The organism is Phormidesmis sp. 146-20 (genome assembly GCF_052939475.1).
Window position 1 is genome coordinate 1 of the sequence record NZ_JBJPHT010000028.1, and the last position, 17636, is coordinate 17636.

13 protein-coding genes are annotated in these 17636 nt (G+C 48.8%); 8 read left to right on the forward strand and 5 right to left on the reverse strand.

Annotation, left to right across the window (positions count from 1 at the left end; all coding sequences use genetic code 11):
• Positions 1-95: 95 nt before the first annotated feature.
• Positions 96-725 carry a hypothetical protein gene (locus ACKFKH_RS20095; protein ID WP_446860120.1) on the reverse strand — a complete coding sequence of 210 codons (630 nt, stop codon included), beginning with the start codon at positions 723-725 and terminating at the stop codon, positions 96-98.
• Positions 726-1165: 440 nt separating this feature from the next.
• Here ACKFKH_RS20095 and ACKFKH_RS20100 point away from each other — a divergent pair, with 440 nt between their 5' ends.
• Both ACKFKH_RS20100 and ACKFKH_RS20105 read left to right on the forward strand, forming a co-directional pair.
• Entirely contained in the window at positions 1166-1561 is a 396-nt protein-coding gene (locus tag ACKFKH_RS20100) for a plasmid mobilization protein (protein ID WP_446860121.1), read from the forward strand.
• On the forward strand, positions 1558-2958 hold the full coding sequence (locus ACKFKH_RS20105) for a relaxase/mobilization nuclease domain-containing protein (protein WP_446860122.1): 1401 nt from the start codon (positions 1558-1560) through the stop codon (positions 2956-2958). Before ACKFKH_RS20100 ends, ACKFKH_RS20105 begins: the two co-directional genes overlap by 4 nt.
• A gap of 337 nt (positions 2959-3295) precedes the next feature.
• On the opposite strand, the gene ACKFKH_RS20110 is transcribed toward ACKFKH_RS20105, so the two are convergent.
• The 3 genes from ACKFKH_RS20110 to ACKFKH_RS20120 all read right to left on the reverse strand — a co-directional run bounded on the left by ACKFKH_RS20110 (position 3296) and on the right by ACKFKH_RS20120 (position 7655).
• A complete protein-coding gene (locus ACKFKH_RS20110; RefSeq protein WP_446860123.1) occupies positions 3296-3919 on the reverse strand; it encodes a Uma2 family endonuclease in 624 nt (207 codons plus the stop codon).
• A gap of 28 nt (positions 3920-3947) precedes the next feature.
• Positions 3948-4307 carry a hypothetical protein gene (locus ACKFKH_RS20115; protein ID WP_446860124.1) on the reverse strand — a complete coding sequence of 120 codons (360 nt, stop codon included), beginning with the start codon at positions 4305-4307 and terminating at the stop codon, positions 3948-3950.
• A 189-nt stretch (positions 4308-4496) separates the two neighbouring features.
• A complete protein-coding gene (locus ACKFKH_RS20120) occupies positions 4497-7655 on the reverse strand; it encodes a plasmid replication protein, CyRepA1 family (RefSeq protein ID WP_446860125.1) in 3159 nt (1052 codons plus the stop codon).
• 825 nt (positions 7656-8480) lie between these two features.
• On the opposite strand from ACKFKH_RS20120, the gene ACKFKH_RS20125 reads away from it, so the two are divergent.
• On the forward strand, positions 8481-10610 hold the full coding sequence (locus ACKFKH_RS20125) for an ATP-binding protein (protein WP_446860126.1): 2130 nt from the start codon (positions 8481-8483) through the stop codon (positions 10608-10610).
• A gap of 165 nt (positions 10611-10775) precedes the next feature.
• Here the strand turns inward: ACKFKH_RS20125 and ACKFKH_RS20130 are convergent, their stop codons facing one another.
• Positions 10776-11294 (reverse strand): DUF192 domain-containing protein, encoded by a 519-nt coding sequence (locus ACKFKH_RS20130; RefSeq protein WP_446860127.1) that lies wholly within the window; start codon positions 11292-11294, stop codon positions 10776-10778.
• Between the two features lie 232 nt (positions 11295-11526).
• Between ACKFKH_RS20130 and ACKFKH_RS20135 the strand changes: the two genes are divergently transcribed.
• The 5 genes from ACKFKH_RS20135 (at position 11527) to ACKFKH_RS20155 (ending at position 17612) form a co-directional block, all read left to right on the forward strand.
• The gene (locus tag ACKFKH_RS20135) at positions 11527-12123 is read left to right on the forward strand and encodes a hypothetical protein (RefSeq protein ID WP_446860128.1); all 597 of its coding nucleotides are present in this window, start codon (positions 11527-11529) and stop codon (positions 12121-12123) included.
• Positions 12124-12152: 29 nt separating this feature from the next.
• Positions 12153-12479 carry a hypothetical protein gene (locus tag ACKFKH_RS20140; protein ID WP_446860129.1) on the forward strand — a complete coding sequence of 109 codons (327 nt, stop codon included), beginning with the start codon at positions 12153-12155 and terminating at the stop codon, positions 12477-12479.
• A gap of 82 nt (positions 12480-12561) precedes the next feature.
• A complete protein-coding gene (locus ACKFKH_RS20145) occupies positions 12562-15411 on the forward strand; it encodes a hypothetical protein (protein ID WP_446860130.1) in 2850 nt (949 codons plus the stop codon).
• Positions 15412-15455: 44 nt separating this feature from the next.
• Positions 15456-16445: a hypothetical protein gene (locus ACKFKH_RS20150; RefSeq protein ID WP_446860131.1), complete on the forward strand. Its 990-nt coding sequence runs from the start codon at positions 15456-15458 to the stop codon at positions 16443-16445.
• Positions 16446-16517: 72 nt separating this feature from the next.
• A complete protein-coding gene (locus ACKFKH_RS20155; protein WP_446860132.1) occupies positions 16518-17612 on the forward strand; it encodes a hypothetical protein in 1095 nt (364 codons plus the stop codon).
• Positions 17613-17636: the final 24 nt, after the last annotated feature.

A 17636-nucleotide genomic window follows, 5' to 3' on the forward strand; every position in this document is an offset into this window, starting at 1 on the left:
TAGATCGATGGCTTTCTTGTCGATTCCCTCTCCTAAAAATCGTCCGGACTATTGAAAATAAAGACAATGCGATTGAGAGTGGAAGTCATAAACGATTAGCTCCTACGCTTTTTCGGTCTAGTTTGGATAGTGTTGAATTCTGGCTCAACCCACCTTTCATTTGTGAGCGGCTCAGATGAGGTTGTGGAGGCATTAGCAGCAGGTGAAGCAGCTTTTTCGCTGTCATTAGGAATCTCTGCTAAAGCCTGTTGAAGGTCAAACTGAGATGAGCCTGATTCAGCGCTTGAATCTAGCTGGCGCTCAGGGGTAGTAGTCGAAGGGCTGGATGATTCTGGTTTTGATGTTGAGCCGTGATTGTCTAGCGTTGTCTTGATCGAGCGCTGCGCGATCGCAGGTGAATCTGTCCCTCTAGAGCGCCGATTTTGCTGACGAGCCGATTTTTTACGAGACTTAGTTTCTTCTGCAAAATAGTTGTGCAGTGTTTTTGGACTCACATCAAGTCCAATCATCTCCTTCAAAAAGTCGGCAATTTCATCGAATGAGTAGCCCTTCTCAAACCTGAGCTTCGACAACGTTCCGTACATCGCAGACACAGTTTCCCGCGTTGTAAGTTCACGTTTTTGTGTCGGAGTTTTCTGAGGAAGGGCTTCCAGTTTTGAAATTGCATCAACAACCAACTCAGCCTGCACCTTGGCAGCGCTATTCGATGGTATCAAGTTGCTCATACAGGCAAATCTGCTCATGACCCCAAGGAGGTCATTTAGATCAACAAGTTAGGAAACTTCTAGAGCTTTCCTTGACCGCAATTGTACTACTATCTTTCAGGCATTGGGAAGAGCTTCAACCAGCTTTATAAATTTTCTGCGTAGATGACAGCCATTCGGAGAGTTTGGAAGTTGCTTCAGAGGGGTTTCCTGGGAGTGCTATAAATGACTTATTCGAGGAGTGATGCGATAAGTTCCACCCAATGCTCATTTCTGCCTTTCTCTAAGCACTTACCAGGGTATTCACCCCTGAAACAGACTTAGCATTCAGCAGGGCATTCCTACAGGATCTCCTGGTGGCACCCCCGTAGGTTGGTTTCCGGGATGTGCCTTGACGAGACTTCTCGCTTGTATTCCTAATTCCGCCCTTAGCGAGCCATGCCCTTTGTCCGTACAAAACCATGTCTCTAGAAGTCAAAACTGAGCGATTTGAACTACGCCTCACGTCGGACGAGAAAAAGCAACTGGCAGCGAAAGCAGCCCAATTTGAGCTTTCGGTGAGCGAGTACGTTCGGTGCGTCATTGGGTTTTCTGAACTGCCGCATGACATCACTGAGGTTGCTGAAGAAACCTACTTCAAGCTGGGTGAGGTGCATAGCAATCTCAATCGTGTTGGCTCTAACCTCAATCAAATCGCTTCTGCTATTGGTTCACAGTCGGCGCATCGATCATCCGATCATCAAATCATTCAGACCCTGAATACGCTCCATCTGGCAGTAGATGAACTGAAGGAAACAATTAGTCAGTTGCGATCGCAAATCGACGAAACACCTCACCCAAAACAACGTAAGCGATGATCGGCAAACAGGTTAAAGGAAAAGACTTTTTAGGATGTCTTGCCTACGTTTTAGAAAAGCCAGGAGCGCAACTCATCGGCGGCAATATGGAGGGCATGACACCTCAAGCGTTGGCGATCGAGTTTGAACAGGTTCGTCAACGCAGCTTGCGGGTTCAGCGTCCGGTCTATCACTGCGCTTTGAGCTTGAGTCCAGGTGAACATTTGTTCGATGAAGTTTGGCAAGAAATAGCAGATCGATACTTGAAGGCAATGGGCTTTCAGCGAAATCAGTACGTGCTGGCGCGGCACACTGATACGGAGAACCATGAGCATGTTCACATTGTTGCAAATCGAGTTCAGCGTAGTGGTCAAGTCGTAACAGATTCATGGGACTTTCGGCGCAGTGAAGCTGTTTTGCGGCAGCTTGAAAGCGAGTATGCATTGGTTCCGGTGACTTCAAGTTGGAAGAGCGATCGCGCCCAACCCACTCGTCGAGAAATTGAAAAGGGCAGAACAATTGGAAAATCTTCTGTTCGGCAACAACTTCAGCATCTGATCGATCACACATTGAATCAGGATCGCTTGATCGAGACGATTACCGATTTGAGCGATCGTCTGAAGCAGATGGGAGTTTCTACTCGCCTGAACTGCTCGGTGGACGGTCAACCCAGGGGTATTTCGTTTGAACTTAATGGCATCGCGATCGCGGGTACAAAACTGGGAAGAGCCTATAGCCTGCCTCGACTCCAGCAGCGATTAGCCGGAGGCGTGCCATCTGTGATTGACCGAGCGCCGCCCTCAGCAACGCAGCAGATCCGCCGACTACTCAATCAAACAATTCAGCACGTTGCTTCTATTCCGCAACTCGTTGAGCACTTGCAAACATCTGGAGTACCTGTGCAGATCCATCAATCTCCTAGAGGGCAACGGCTGTTAATCGAAGTCGAGGGCAAAACTATCAATAGTGCAAGGCTGGGCAAGCTTTACCACCTACAAACTTTAAAGAGTCGATTGGAGCATCAGGCGGTGTCTCTACCTGTTTCGATGCCACAGACAATTAAAACATCGTCAGCGTCTGGTGCTTTAGCTGGATCTGGGCACTTAAACACGGCTCACCAGAAACAGGTTTACCAGCACCTTTATGAAACACTGGCACAAAGAATACGCAAGCGTAGCCAGCACCAGCAATCTACTCGTGAAGTGGATCTAGAAATCGCCCAATTTATCCTTCAGAGCGGCTCTAATACTGATATAAAAGCTCTAGTTCACAGCCCTCAAGTTCAGCAGATTAGCCAAAAATCTGGGCGTGAGCAGGCAGAAGCCTATGTGCAAGAACTCTTGAAGCTGGCGGCTCAAAACATAAATGGAAAGAATAGTCAGCACGCAAATTTGCTTAACCATGACTTGGATCGATAGTGATAGAAGGCAACTATCAGGTTTTCCGTATGGTTTAATTTTCAAACATACGGAATAATCTCCTCTCATACAGACTGGAAAAGCTAAAATATCTCGACTAAGGAGCCTTACGTTTTTAACTTGCATAACCAATAGCGTTGCGACCTGTACGGTGAAGCAGTTCTAGATTTAAAGTTACGCAAGTTATTTTTGTAAGAGTCCTAAAGTTATTCCTGCTATGGTTGCTCCTGCTCACCCTTGTGCTTCGTGCCACTTTTATTTTTTAGATTTCACGGTTGCACCATTCTCTAAGCTCAATCAAGAAAACCGCGATCGCTTTCTGCTTAAAATCTCCCTATCAACGACTCATCGCAAAGATCTGTTCAGCCGTCAGGGAAATATTTGGAAACAGCCGAGAGTCAATCCGGTCTTGCCCTCGAAAGATTTTGCCTGGTAAGTACTCTCCATCCTCAAGTTGATAGATCATGATCGTTGGCTGTTTCGGAGATCCAATAAACCGAATCCCACCGAATGCCGCATAGTCCACAATGATGTACTCCAAAACGCCCAACTCTTCATATTCAGCAAGCTTTGTCAGATAATCATCCTTCCAGTTATTGCTAACGACCTCGATCGCCCCAGGCGGTGGAACATATGCCGCCGCAGAGCTAGAGCTACTCTTCATTCGCTGCCACTCGTCTTTGTCAAATATGACGATATCTGCTTTTCGGCTTTTTTCCTTTTCTCCTGGCTCTGTTTTGAGCCGAATCTGCTTAGACTGACGAGACACATAAGGCAGGTCATTGTCCTGGCAGTGACTTTCCAGGTAGGCACACAGCCGCTCAGTCAAGTCCTCATGATTCGCATTTGGTTCTGATAATGGCACGGGAACCCCATCAATTAGCTCAAACTCTCTGCCCGACCCATCGTCCCAGGCTAGAAACTCTTCAAACGTCAGAAGCTTTGTAACGGGTGCGTACATCGCCTTCGCTCCATTGCTGACAGGTACTTCACCCCATGCTATCAAGATGCACCGCTTTATCAATGCATTCTTGCTTGTTTTCTTGTCGTTGAATCAATTCCTCAAGCATCATCGCTTGCTGATTGATTTCGTTGAGCGCTTCTCGCCGGGCGATCGCGGCTTGCCACTCTCGATGACGGACACTGCCCGGTCGCCCCAACGATGGGCTGCTAATTTTGCCGTTCGCTTTTTCCGCCACTAGCCGAATGTAGGTGTAGGTCTTGAAGTTTTTAGTCTCATGGGATTCCGCAAGCCAGCATTTTGCTGGAGCAACTCGACCCGTCGATCGAACTGCGTCTTCTAGCTGCTGAAGCCGGAGTCGCTCTGCTTGTAGGTGGTCACTGATCATGATTTTTCCGTATTGTCTGTATCTCTACCATACGGAAAAATTTCTGTACGGTCAACTTTCAAACCATACGGAAAACTTTTTTGAGTCCTCTTTCGGGGAATAGTGTGCGAGTCTCTCTTCACATCGAAACTCAAAAAACTCCCTGCTTCTAAGTGAAGTAAGGCAAGGGTATCCTATGAGCAGAGCGGGCTACGCAGCTTCCGCCACCGTAGCCGAGTCAGATAAACTTAGATCTATACCGTCAGTGACTACCGATAGTAAATCTCGTTCTAGCCAAGCCTCAAAAACAGCGCCTCTGCCGTCATCTAGTCCAATCACTCGATAAATTCGCTCCTGCTTATTTCGCGATCCGTCCTTGCGAATTAGCGCAAGCCGTAGCCCTAACTTGCTCGTTAAAATTTGCCGCAGCACAGTGATCGGAGAGGATTTGGCGTTGACTGTGATGCCTAAAACCGCTTTGGTTTTCCAGGGGACATCTTTGAGCGCTTGGGCAAACGCAACAAGCTTAGGGTTAGAGTTACAAAGTTCTATCCCCGACAGAAACTCTACTAACCCTAATTTTTCTAAGACGACGACTTGATGACACAGCAAGGATGAGTTTAAATCGGGTGTCCAAATTGCGCCTTCCCCCGCTTCGAGGGCTTTCTTAACAATCTGGGTATCTCGCTGAATGAGGTGATCTCGCCCGATCGACAGATAATAGTGCAGCCGAACTTGCGGATGCCATCCCTGATCGTCTCTCCCTACCAAATCTGGCGTTACGTCAATTCGATATCGTTGCTGAAGCTTATATTTCCGTTCTTTGCGGCGTTCTGCTGGAACTTTTGATCGTTGAGCTTCGAGCTTGCCTGCTTCTAAATGGGTGACTTCCGCCGCCGCTGCGATCGCAGCACATTCTGTCTGCTGGTTCGCTGTAGAGATGTGGGTGAGTTGAATTTTGAGTTTCTTTCGCGTCCTGGCGCTGATGCCATGAGCAGCGGGAATGATGGTGTGTCCTTCGGCTTTGAGTCCCGCCAAAACGGTCGTTCGATAGTGCAGCATTCCGGCATTAATTCGGGCACCCATCTTTGCCCAGGTTCGTTGAGCGATCGGATCAACGGTAATATCAATATCTTCCTGATCAAATGCCAGCAAGGTTTTCAGCGTTGCCCGAACAACTTTAGTTTGACTTTTCAAAAGCGACTGGTGATGCGTCGCACCACTGCCAATTTTGCCAATGCCGTAGGCGGCAATCCAGACATACCGATCCACAGGATCACGCAATCGCGACAGAGATTGTCGTACTGCGTCCGCAGAAGACACGCCCTGAAAACAGCCCCAGACGCTGGTGAAATGCCCTTTAATATCGATACTGACTCCCGTTTCGATCGAGGGGGAAGCGATCACCACGTCATACTGCGTCAGAATTTCATTGAGCTTAGAAATGCAGCCGTAGGCCTCGTGAGATGGGTCGCTGATAGATTCCGAGTCGATTCGCAGGATGCGTTTTTCGGGAAAACGACGATGGATTTCCTGCTCTAGCCAAGTTTCGAGGTTTTGCGTCCCCCATTTAGAGGTGCGTTTTTGGCCACTCACTTGAATAAAAGGACGGTTGCCAAGCGCAATATCTTTTTTCAGCCCCATCAGCCAGGTTGTAGGCTCAGACTGGTTGTAGTGAAAGACATTCCAGCCTTTTTCTGGCATCCAATCGTTCTGAATAATCCAGGGTTCGAGCTGATCGCTCACTCCGGCTAATCCCAAAATGAAGTCGATCGACAAGTCAGATAGATCCGCGTCTGCCAGCACGATTCGTCCATGCCCATACGGTGCCAGCGCATTCTGTATGAGTTGCTTTAACTGCTTGAGGACGACGACTCGATGCTGACGAACCTCGGTGTCCGCCGATAAAGTATGCCAAATCACCTGTTCAGCCTCATCCACAATAACCAGCGGATTTTTCCAGTGATTCGCGTTAAATCGCGCACCAGACTTGGGGTGCAGGGAATCAACGCACAGTCCATATCCAAGCAGATGTCCGGTTTCTGAATCTCGTAGCTCTGTCACATAATCCAATCCAAAGCGAGCGCACAAGGCCTGCCCTAGTTGAATTCGGTGGGTCAAAACTAAGGTAGGTTGTCCCTGTTGAATGGCTTCTGCGACCCACTTTGTAATAATCTTCGTTTTTCCCGTGCCTTTGGGCGCTTTGAGCGCAACAACACGAGCCGACTGCGGCGCTTTTAACTCTAATTCACCCAAGTCTTGGACGTTGACCACACAGGCAGATTTATAGGTCAGTTGGCCGTAGTTCAAAATTTCCCACTCTTCTAAAGTGGGAGCCGCTGTGTAAATTTCGTCAAAGGCTTGCCGCCCAAACTCTGTGACGGGAGGAAAACTTGTCCAGACTGCGATCGTGGTGGCTAGTGCGCTCCAAACTGCTTGAAATGGTTGAATAAAAAGCGGCAAATTGAAAGACTTGTGTGGTGCTGGCGCGATCGGCAATGCTTCTGAAGGCATGGCTGTATCCGTTTCAGGGAGAGCCTCAAGCGCCTGTCGCCCACGAGCAACGACGAAATCATCGACCCCTTTTTCTGGCCCTGGTAAATCGATGACCCGCACGGTGCAGCCAGCTTGCTCTAGCATTCTGCCGAGTCGAGTTGTGGCAAGCTGAACGTGACGACGGGTTTTGATTTTTTGGTCGTAGTCAAAGCAGATATAGACGGGGCGACCAGGAGCACAAAGAACCTGAAGATCCTCGATGAGTCTGAGATCAAAGGTCTCTAAATCCTGCTTATTTTTTCGATATCCGTTGAAAATTCCAGGTAGTGCCACAACCAGGTATCCCAGCGTCATGAGACAGCCAGCTTTTTTAGCGCCCTCCACGATGATGATGGGGACAGAGGAATCGAGCAGCGCGTCGAGCCACTGCCGGGGTCGGCGAGGATCATGCAGCGCAATTACCCGCGTATCGGTTTTGGGAGGAGCTTCGTACTTGATCGGCTTCCCATCTTCGTCAAGGTATGGGGTATCTGGCTTGAACTGTCCCCACAGCGATCGATGGGCATCCGCGTCATACGTCTGAAACTGATTACCTCGAACCAGGTCGTTCAGCTTAATCAAATCTTCGCCAGCACACCACCACCCGCCCATCTCGATATGTCGGTAGCGGCGCAGCACCCAGTCCACCACGCGACCATCGTTTCGGCGCGCCAGTTGATCTGAATAAAGCAAATAGCTGTAAGGGGAATCGTCCTCTAAGGACACGACGTTTGCTTCGATAATCTCTTGGCAAACACCACTCTCCGCCCACTCCTGGTAATGCTTTGGAGCGACTGGAGACGAAACTTTTAACTCTTCAAAAAACTGCGACATTGGGATCTCACGTATAGAACGTGCAACCGGAATGCAGCGCAGGACGGCGACCATGCCACAAATTCATCAATCCCGATCGGCTAGGGATTGAATTTTGACGCAATTCCGTCTAGAATATGCATAGCAAAGCACGTCCTCGCAACATCTGTTGCTGGACTGTTGAGGGAGGCAGTCAACACCTCAGTCGTCGCCAAACAACTTGGTTGATTGTTCTCCACACTATTTCGACAGATTAATACAGGGCAAAAGCTCCTCAACGGTGAGGGGCTTTTCAGTTTTTACAAATCTTTACCTCCTAATCTATCCCCAAGACTCGCTGCGAAGGGGGAGTACTTTCATCTTTCGCGATCCTACCACTAGTGGTGAAAAATCGGTACTGCTAATCATGTCTATCACTTAATCGTAAACGAGTTAAGGAGGAATGATCAAGAAATGCAGGTGCCAGAAAACCGCGTTAGAAACTAGATGAATATGGAGATGCTAGTCCTATGCTCATAGTGTAAAGGTTAATTTAACGGTGAGTTTGAGGCAAGGGCAAAGTATTCATCAATCTCCAATTATTTTTCCAAAAATGTGTTTGAAACGGTTGCCAGGTATGGCTTAAGCTATTACGGTCTGTAAAGGGCTTAAGCTTCAAAGGTTTTGCGAATGCCAATACAGTGTACGAAGTGAAGAACAAATGGCGATCATATCGAGTCAAGATCATCATCCCTCGGCATGAGCTAATTCAGCCTTCGATGTGAGCACATTTGTAGAGTAGCGCTTTCAGCGATTTTCGCAAATTTATAATCTATGCTGTCGATTGCGCGAACAGTCAGGGTAATAGTGAAGTATTCATTGCCGAGGTATCAAACTCGTTCAGAACCGTTTGTCCAAAACATTCTCGATCGAATTGAATCCCGATATCAAAATTCACAAGATGCTTCATCAGGGGGAGCATTTATCGTTGCGCTTACGGGGCGTTATTTAGCGGTGAGTACTCCTCTGGCGCGATTACATGGCTACTCCTCTTCCGAAGAAATGACTGCAACTGTAGAAGGTATTCATTGCCAGTACGTTAATCCGTGTCGATGGCAGGAAATTTGTGCACGACTTGCCATTAGTGGTGAAGTTTATGCGCTTGAGTCTGAAATTAAAACTCGTGATGGCTCAACCCGGTGGGTTCGTGAATCGTTCCTCAATGTAATAGGGAAGCGCAGTCAAGTTCATTACTGTGAGGGCATTCGTCGCGACATCACAGAACGTAAACGGTCGGAGTCGCTTTTGACGCAGCGCGATCGCTATCTCTCTGCCCTAGTTGAGGTTCAACACCGATTACTCAGTGACGGAAATTGCTACTGCTCCACGGAGGTGGCTACTATTTTGGGTCAAACTGCTCAAGCAAGTCGTTGCTGCGTCTTTATGAACGATCGCGATCAAGATGATAGAGCCTATGCATACCAAGTAGCAGAGTGGTGTGCTCCAGAGATCGCAACAACGTTCTCAGCGGGCCCTATTCGACAACGCTTCTACCATGATTCAGTAGTTCCGACTCTGTGGGAAAACTTGTCTCAGGGAGAGCACCGCATGGACTTGGTGAAAAACTTAGCAGAGTCAGATCAGCAACTGCTGTGTGCTTTTCAGGTGCAAGCCTACCTCCTACTCCCGCTTATGTCAAACGGGGAATGCTGGGGATTTATTGGGTTCATCAATTGTGTCGAGTCTGTGCTGTGGAATCAGCCTGAAATTCATCTGTTGACCTCGGCAGCGCTTGCTATTTCAATTGCAAAGGAGCGATCTGAGCAGAAGCAGACTCATTTAGAAGCGGTGATCGCCCTTCAAGCATCAGAAGCTCGACTTTGCTCTACGCTGGCCACGAAGGAAGCTCTTCTTCGAGCGATTCCCGACATGATCTTTCGCGTGAGTCGCACTGGTGTCTATTTAGATTTCTTTCCTGCGACAGGAGTTTCCCCAATCATTCCGCCTGATGAGTTTTTGGGACGCGGTATATTTGAGGTTCTGCCGGAACAGGTTGCGACGAGTCTATCTCAAGCAATTCAGCAGTGCATTGACACTCAGGTATTGCAGACCTGTCACTATTTGCTATTTGTAGAAGATGCCCTGCGGTCTTATGAAACTCGACTGGTTCCCTATGGAGAAGCAGAAGTGCTGGTCATCGTTCGTGAACTTCATGCTTCAGAAACCCAGAGCAGCCTGCAATTTCCGTCCTTGGTGTCTGTCGCGACTCAACGCCTGAGTGAGAGTTTTGCGCGACTGAAGGGGCGCTTCACTCAAGCCCAAACTGATTCATACGGTGTGCTTGAACTGTTAGAGCTTTATCAGCAGTATTCTGTCGATAGTGAGGAAATTGATGAGGCATTGCGAACGATCCATCTGGGGGATATCTCGGAGTCCTGGGTAAGTTTGGCTGCCGTAGAGCAGTTCTCCTTCAAAGATATCCAATCGACGCTACGGTTTTTGAATACTTGCGCTCAAGCGGAACGGGAAGGATTAAGCCAGGTTGATTTGAATGATTGTGTTGACGCAATCCTGGTGATCTTGCATGACAGGCTGAGTCGTCAGTACGGAACCTTTAAGATTCACGTTTCTAAAACCTACCCAAGGCTTCCTGAAATTCAGTGCTATCCAAAACAACTTAGCCAAGCCCTAGTTCAGATTTTCATCAATGCGATCGAGGCGGTTACCGATCCAGGGCGCACCACTCCTCCTACGATTGTTTTATCTGGTGAAGTGAAGCCCGATCGGGTTCGGTTTTGCATCGCCGACAATGGTGCGGGCATTGATCTTCAAAAGCAGTCACAGCTATTTCAACCGTTTGTCACGACAAAATCAGACCATATGGGGCTGGGACTGACTTTAAGCCATCAAGTCATTGTTAACCGGCATCAGGGATTGCTGTACTTTGCACCTCTTGGACGAGGCAGCCAAATCGTGATTGACCTTCCCCGCGTATAGCAAAGCTAGTCTTTCCAGTGAGGAGAAACTCGACCTGCTTCGCAAAGACTTTCGCTCGTCGCGCAATCTGAAATAACCGAAGTTAGCGATAAGTTTTCCGTGTGGTCTATAAACCAACCATTCAGAAAACTCTTTTCACAAGTTGGGGCTGAGGTAGATAACCTTCTACTTAAGCGTCTGAACTCTCAAGCGATCGCCCACCTTAATTCCCAACTTTTGAACTGTGCCTGCGGGGAGTTCGATTACCTCATTAGCATTTAGTTTTGAATCATACACTGGACATGGATTTGCACGGCAAGGCACAGCAGATGCGATTTGTCTGACTTTCCCATCTAGAAGAAACACAATATCTAGTGGAATCAGGGTGTCTTTCATCCAGAATTTTAAGGGTCGTGCCGTATCGAATCGAAACAACATTCCTCGATCGCTAGCGAGTTCAGGACGATGCATCAGCCCTCGCTCTAGTTGCTCTGGAGTTTCAGCAACTTCAAGCTCAATCCGCTGCCCCTTGATTTGAACCTGAGCCGTCACTGGAAGAATTTGAGGCTGCGTTTGCTGCTGAGGTAAAATGACAACCCGCATTAATAGCGCCAAAGTAGCTCCAGCTAGTCCGATCTGACCTGCACGAGACATCCATCGGCTTCGGCGATTGAGCTTGATTAAGGGTGAAATTGAATTTACCATCTCGTCTTGCAAAATTTTAGGGTCAATCTAAAAAACTATAACCCTAAAATACTAAAAGGCTGTAGAATCGTGTGAAGGCACCCTAAAAAATGGAAGAAGTTGCTGTACCTATGGATACGTTCCTCCATACAGCGCCCCTTGAGGCGTAGAAGAACCCTGTAGAAAGTTCCTCTACTTTGCACAGCACTAAGATTTTTCGAGAGCAATCGCACACTGCATCCAGACAACAATCATGAACTACTCCCACGAAGACACGGACTATCGAGAATCTCACTCCGCTAAGATTTCTGCCTACAGACAGCCCTGGACGGCTTACCTTCAAACTCCCTTCCTATCTGCTATCTATCTGATCAGCGCGATCGCTTCTTTGGGATGTGGACAAGGATTTCTATCTGCTATGTTCGCATTAGCCTGGGCCTATTCAAATCCATTGATGATCCTGCAACTTCAGAGTCAATGGCGGCGATCGCTGTTGCGATTGCAATTAAACCCTGTGATGGCGACTGGTGTGGTCATTGGGCTTCTAGGCGGCGTGCTGCTTGGCTTCTCGTGGGTTGATGCGGCTCATGCTCAGTTCTTTAAGAACGCTGAGAGTTTTTTGACGACCAACTTCACAGGACTAGATGCCAGCATTATCAAGCTCGTGATGAACACGATCCGGGCGCTGTTTATCATGTATCTCATCTTTGCTTTGGTGCAGGTGGTTAATGCTGCTAGACAAGGTGAAGAATGGAAGGATCTTGCAAAAACTCCTTTCATAATTCTCATCATTGGAGTGTTGGGCGATGCCCTCACGGGTGCGATCGCAGGCACAGGCGGTGCTGCATGATTCAGACTGACTAAGCAAGTGCAACAATCATGTCAGAACCGAAATTTCGCCCTGTCAACCCCTTGCTGGGTGCTAGACCTAGCTTTGGCCCCATCCCAGCAGATCTCTTGCTTCCCTGGGGAGCGATTGGACTCCTTATCTTCATCGTGACTCGCAACATTCTTCCTGAAATCGGGATTGCCCTTGGATGGGAATGGACGGTTGGATTAATTGTGTGGGGATGTGCGACCTGGTGGGTACTCACAGGCTCACGCCCCTACCGCTTCCTTTCTAAGTTTCTGCCTGCGCCGAGCCGCTGGAGTCGAGGACATATTCGATACAAATCTATGCCCTCAAATCGGGGTGCGGACTATTAGCATTTTGATTTCAGTTGAATGAGATCTGGTGCAATGACGTTGGACTTTGAGCATTACTTTGACATAAGAAGGATTTTGCACGATGAAGTGGCGACCCAAGGAAAAGGTTAAACGAGTCAATAACGGCAAAGAGAAGCTCAAACTTCTCCCGTTTGAAAATGAGATTCCCTGTGAAGCGATCGTGCGGTTTGAATTACGCGGGCGAAAAACGGCTGCGTATCTGCTCCGTCGAGGCGGTGAAAACAGCGAAAGCTTTCAATTCATCTTCGGGTTTGAGACGAAAGGGGTTCACACAACCCTGAAGCCTGATCAAGTCGATGCCATTTTTGACCAAATTGAAAACGGGCTAAAAGATCTCCCTCCGGGCGAGAAGTTCACGATTCACTTTGGCTCGTTCTCGTCAGATTACAGCCGCCAGCGGCATCTCTCAGAGCTTGCCCTTAAAACCGACTTAAAACCCGTCCAGTTCTTGCTTCTAGCAGAGAAGAAACGAATTGATGAATTGACTCGTGCAGGCTTACGGAAACCGAAATTCCTTCGATTCTACGTCAGCTATACGGTTAATACTGCCACGGCTAAAGCAAACGACTGGATTGAAAAAGTCCTAGCGAAATCGGAAACCTACTGGAACAAATTTGCGGGAACAGCAACGGCAATCCGCGAGGCGAAGTACGAAGAAATCTTAGAAAAAGCCTTTGTGGATGGATTTATTCGATGGGAGCAGCTCATCGCCACCAAAATGGGGCTGCTGGTCGAACCGATGACTGAGCAGCAGCTCTGGGAGGATGGATTATGGAATCGCTTCAGTGCAGATGACTGCCCAGACCTCCCCCAGCTAACGATTTTCAATGACGATGGCATCCATGAAACTTCAAAGTCTGATGTGCATTTCACAAGTCATCTGTTTCCTGATACTAAAAGCGTTCCATTCGCAGATCGCAGTTTTATTCACGTTAGAGGCAATTATGTTGCGCCTCTCGTCTTTATGGATAAGCCTGGAGGCTGGGCAAGCAAGGAATCTGAGTTGCGTTACCTCTGGGAAATCTTTGCACGAGATGCTGTAACGGATACCGAATGCTTCTGTCAACTGACCCGCGCCAATGAAGCCATCATTAAAGAAAACATGAGTCGAGTCACGCGCCAGACGATCGCGGCTCAAAATATGTCAGCTCAAAACGCCAACATTGATGTGGGAGCCTCGATGCGGCAGCGAAAAGCGATTGCGGCTCAAGAATCGCTATACGAAGGTGCATTGCCGCTGAATGTAGCCGTGGTGTTTCTCGTTCATCGTAAAACACCCGATCAGTTAGATTCTGCCTGTCGCTATCTGCAAAACTGCTTCCGTCGCCCAGCATGGGTTGATCGAGAGGTGGAATATGCCTGGAAAATCTGGCTGCAAACACTGCCAACTACCTGGGATCGTTTGTTAGCTACGCCCTTCGATCGCCGCCTAATTTATCTCTCCGGCGAGGCTCCTGGATTTATGTCTTTGGTGCAGCCTTGCCCCGTTGACAAGCAGGGACTGGAACTCGTTTCAGATGAAGGCGGTGTCCCTGTACATATCGACTTATATGGGCAGCACCGAAACATCGCCCTGTTTGCAACAACCCGCGCTGGTAAATCAGTCATGGTATCGGGAATGCTGCTTCACGCTCTAGCACGCGGCATTCCTGTAATTGTAATGGACTTTCCTCCATCGGATGCTGCCAGCACGTTCAAGGATTTTACAAGCTATGTCGGTGGCTCTTACTTTGACATTGGAAAGGAATCCAACAATCTCATGGAGTTGCCTGATCTCTCTAGCGTTAACCCTAAAGAACACAAAGACCGGATGGTGGACTACAAGGAGTTTCTCGCCACTGCGCTGATGATTATGGTGTTTGGAGCAGGGGAGGCTCAAACGACGACGGATCGAATGCTCAAACAGGCAATCCGTTCAGTTTTAGTGCCTGCGATCAACGGTTTCTTTGACGACCTGGACATCACGACCCGATACCAAGCGGCTCAACAATCCGGAGTGGGAACGACAGAGTGGGATCACACACCAACGCTAGTGGACTTCCTCACGTTCTTTGATGAAAAAGGGCTGGTAGACCTGCCTCAACAGGTACTGGATGACCAAAACACGGCTCAAGCCATCAACCAAATTAAGCGACAGTTGCGATTCTGGGTTAGCTCACGGGTGGGACGCGCGATCGCACGTCCTTCGACCTTCAACACAGACGCGCAGCTCCTCGTATTTGCTCTGCGCGGACTCTCCGATGGCGACGATGCTTCAATTCTGGCACTTGCCGCTTACTCCGCCGCTCTCCGTCGTACCCTCTCTCACCCGGAAAGCGTCTTTTTTATCGATGAATTTTCTGTCCTGTTGGAGTGGAATGAAATTGGTCAACTGGTTTCTCGCCTAACCGCAAACGGCGCAAAGGCAGGGATTCGCGTTCTGCTCGCCGCCCAAGACCCCAACACGCTGGCAAATTCAAAAGCGGGTCCGAAAATTATTCAAAACATTTCCACTCGACTCATCGGGCGTATTCAGCCTGTGGCGCAAGAAAGCTTTGTCAACATCCTCAAACTGGAGCCATCTATCATTGCCCGCAATGCTGGTAAGAACTTCTACCCAGCTAAGGAAGGAATGTATTCACAGTGGCTTCTCGACGAGCAAAGCACCCAGACCTTCGTGCGCTACTACAGTCCCCCAATCCTGCTGGCAGTCGTTGCCAATAACCCCCATGAGGCCGCAGCTAGAAAAGCCTTTATGGACTACTACGACGACCCCTACAAAGGCTTGGTGGCATTCGCTGAGGAACTCACGGCATCCCTGCGCGAGAGTAGATCCATTCGGTTGCCCGGTGGGGTCGATTCGCAGCCGCTTCCAGAGGAGGTTTCTCCTAACATCGGCGCTCTGGAAGACCGTCTTACCTCGGCTGTTTAAGCTTCGGTCGCAACACCGGAGATGTTCACTCTAAGGAGAAGTGTATGGCACACAAAACAAACCGGCGATTATCGGCACTGGCACTGTCGATTAGTCTTCTGGCAGCGTCAGGACAAGGAGCATTTGCTCAAACGACCTCCCAAGGCGGCGGGAACCCTCTTGCCTCGCTGCTAAAGCAAGTTCAAGACCTGATCTCTCAAATTCAAGCCAAGCCCCAAGAGCTGATGGAGCAAATCCAATCCCAAGTGGGTCAAACCTGGGAGGGGCTGGAAGGCGAGATTACTAAAGTGGCTGGAGACTTGGGGATTATCGACCCTAACAAAGCTCGTAAGACCATTCAGGAGCAAGCTAAAACGGCTAAAGGCACCCCTGACATTCCAGCGATCGTTCAAGGTCAGGGTTTAGAAGCTACGATCGTCGGTCAATCTGTCGCTCAGACCACCCTGAGCCAGGAGGGGCAACGCCAGAGCAAGAAAAACCTGGAAGGCATCATTCAAACGGCTGCCGATTCACAACAACTTGCGAATGGTTCTGCGGCAATTACATCGACGGATATGCAGGCTGCTCAAAGCTCTCAACAGTCTGCCCAGCAATCCGGTCAAATGGGTCAAGATTCTACTGAATCTGCTCAGAATGTTGGTCAGATTGGACAACAGGCGCAGTCCAGAACGTCTTCTCAAGATATCCTGAAACTGCTTGCTCAACAGAATGCCGGGAGCGGGAATATCCTTGCCAAGATTTCTGGTCAATTGAGCGGCAGTGCTGGACAACTTGGGAATCTGTCTAGCCAACTGGCAAATAACTCCAGCCAAAATGCCAATTCTGCAAAGTTACAAGCTGCACAGGTACAACTGTTAGCTAACCAAGCAACGTCGATGGAAGGTCTGAAACAGCAGGGTGCAGCTACAAATCTAACGCTCAGTGGAATAAATGAACAAATGCGAGGTGAACAACAATCTCGAATTGTTCAACAACAGGCGGAAGCAAATCAACTCGCTCGAATTAACCGCTCAGGATATCGCCTGCTGAAGTAATTTCTCTCCTGATTTCTTCTGGGATGAAGGAGTACCCCTTTGTCCCAGGGTTTCTTCACTTAAACGACGGCTATGGTGATCCAATCAACTTCTCTACTCGCTCAAGCCTGTGCTGGACTCGGTTGTAATACCGTGAACAATGCAGCAACAATTTCGGACATGGTTTCAACCTCCCTTGATAATATTTGGGAGCAAGCTTTAACGGGGCCACTCTACGGGATTATCAATAATGTCGGCGTACTGCTCGCGATCGCCTGTGTCGGTTTCTGGTGCTTTAAGTTTTATCGGGAGATGGAAGAAGGTGGCTTGCGACCTGCGGCGGTCGAGTTAGTTTTTCCAATCGTTGTGATCTTTCTGCTGTCAAACGGTGGTTCAAACCTGAGTAAACTCACGATGGGAATGCGTTCTTATATCAACGCGACGAACCAGCAAATTATTCAAAGCGTTGGCGCAAACCTTGATTTTCAGAAATCACTGAGCAACTTAGCCAACTACTCGACGGCGCAAAGTCAAATCTCGCAGTTGCGATCGCGGTGCGATGGCATCACCAGCAACGAAAAGCTTCAGCAATGCTTGCAGGAGTCAAAAGCGCAGGCTGAACAGTACATCGAAACGTACAAAAGTAATAGTCCTCCGAGCAACTGGCTTCAAGATCTTCAGCAGCAGTTTCAGCAAGCTTTTTCTGATCCATTAACCGCTGCGTCAACCGTGGTGAGAACCGCAATGTCGCCGATCATGTTTGCGATCGAAGCCTTCATGGTGGCGCTGCAAGGAGCGTTTCAATACGCAATCGAAATCTCAATGCTGATTACAGGTCTATTTGGCCCTATCGCCGTTGGTCTTTCACTGCTGCCGTTTGGCGCAAAGCCAATCTATGCTTGGATGACTGGGTTTTGGTCGCTAGGATTGTGCAAAATGTCGCTCAATTTGGTGACAGGCTTGGTTGCGACGACGGCTCAGAATGCCGGACCGACCGGGGATACGTTAGGACACTCCATCGCGATCGGGTTGCTGTCGCCAATCCTCGCGATCGGGCTTTCAACGGGAGGCGGCATTGCCATCTTCAACGGCATCTGTGCGGCTTCCTCGGCAGTCGTCTCAACGGGAATCAATGTCGGAACGAATGTCTATGGTCGCTCTGCGCCGCGATCGTCTCAATCTGAATAATCTCGTAATTTTTAAGAACGGGTA

Bases quoted from the DNA above. Each gene is read 5' to 3' on its own strand.
- ACKFKH_RS20095 (WP_446860120.1), bottom strand. From the start codon at position 725: ATGAGCAACTTGATACCATCGAATAGCGCTGCCAAGGTGCAGGCTGAG.
- ACKFKH_RS20100 (WP_446860121.1), top strand. From the start codon at position 1,166: ATGTCTCTAGAAGTCAAAACTGAGCGATTTGAACTACGCCTCACGTCG.
- ACKFKH_RS20105 (WP_446860122.1), top strand. From the start codon at position 1,558: ATGATCGGCAAACAGGTTAAAGGAAAAGACTTTTTAGGATGTCTTGCC.
- ACKFKH_RS20110 (WP_446860123.1), bottom strand. From the start codon at position 3,919: ATGTACGCACCCGTTACAAAGCTTCTGACGTTTGAAGAGTTTCTAGCC.
- ACKFKH_RS20115 (WP_446860124.1), bottom strand. From the start codon at position 4,307: ATGATCAGTGACCACCTACAAGCAGAGCGACTCCGGCTTCAGCAGCTA.
- ACKFKH_RS20120 (WP_446860125.1), bottom strand. From the start codon at position 7,655: ATGTCGCAGTTTTTTGAAGAGTTAAAAGTTTCGTCTCCAGTCGCTCCA.
- ACKFKH_RS20130 (WP_446860127.1), bottom strand. From the start codon at position 11,294: ATGGTAAATTCAATTTCACCCTTAATCAAGCTCAATCGCCGAAGCCGA.
- ACKFKH_RS20135 (WP_446860128.1), top strand. From the start codon at position 11,527: ATGAACTACTCCCACGAAGACACGGACTATCGAGAATCTCACTCCGCT.
- ACKFKH_RS20140 (WP_446860129.1), top strand. From the start codon at position 12,153: ATGTCAGAACCGAAATTTCGCCCTGTCAACCCCTTGCTGGGTGCTAGA.
- ACKFKH_RS20145 (WP_446860130.1), top strand. From the start codon at position 12,562: ATGAAGTGGCGACCCAAGGAAAAGGTTAAACGAGTCAATAACGGCAAA.
- ACKFKH_RS20150 (WP_446860131.1), top strand. From the start codon at position 15,456: ATGGCACACAAAACAAACCGGCGATTATCGGCACTGGCACTGTCGATT.
- ACKFKH_RS20155 (WP_446860132.1), top strand. From the start codon at position 16,518: ATGGTGATCCAATCAACTTCTCTACTCGCTCAAGCCTGTGCTGGACTC.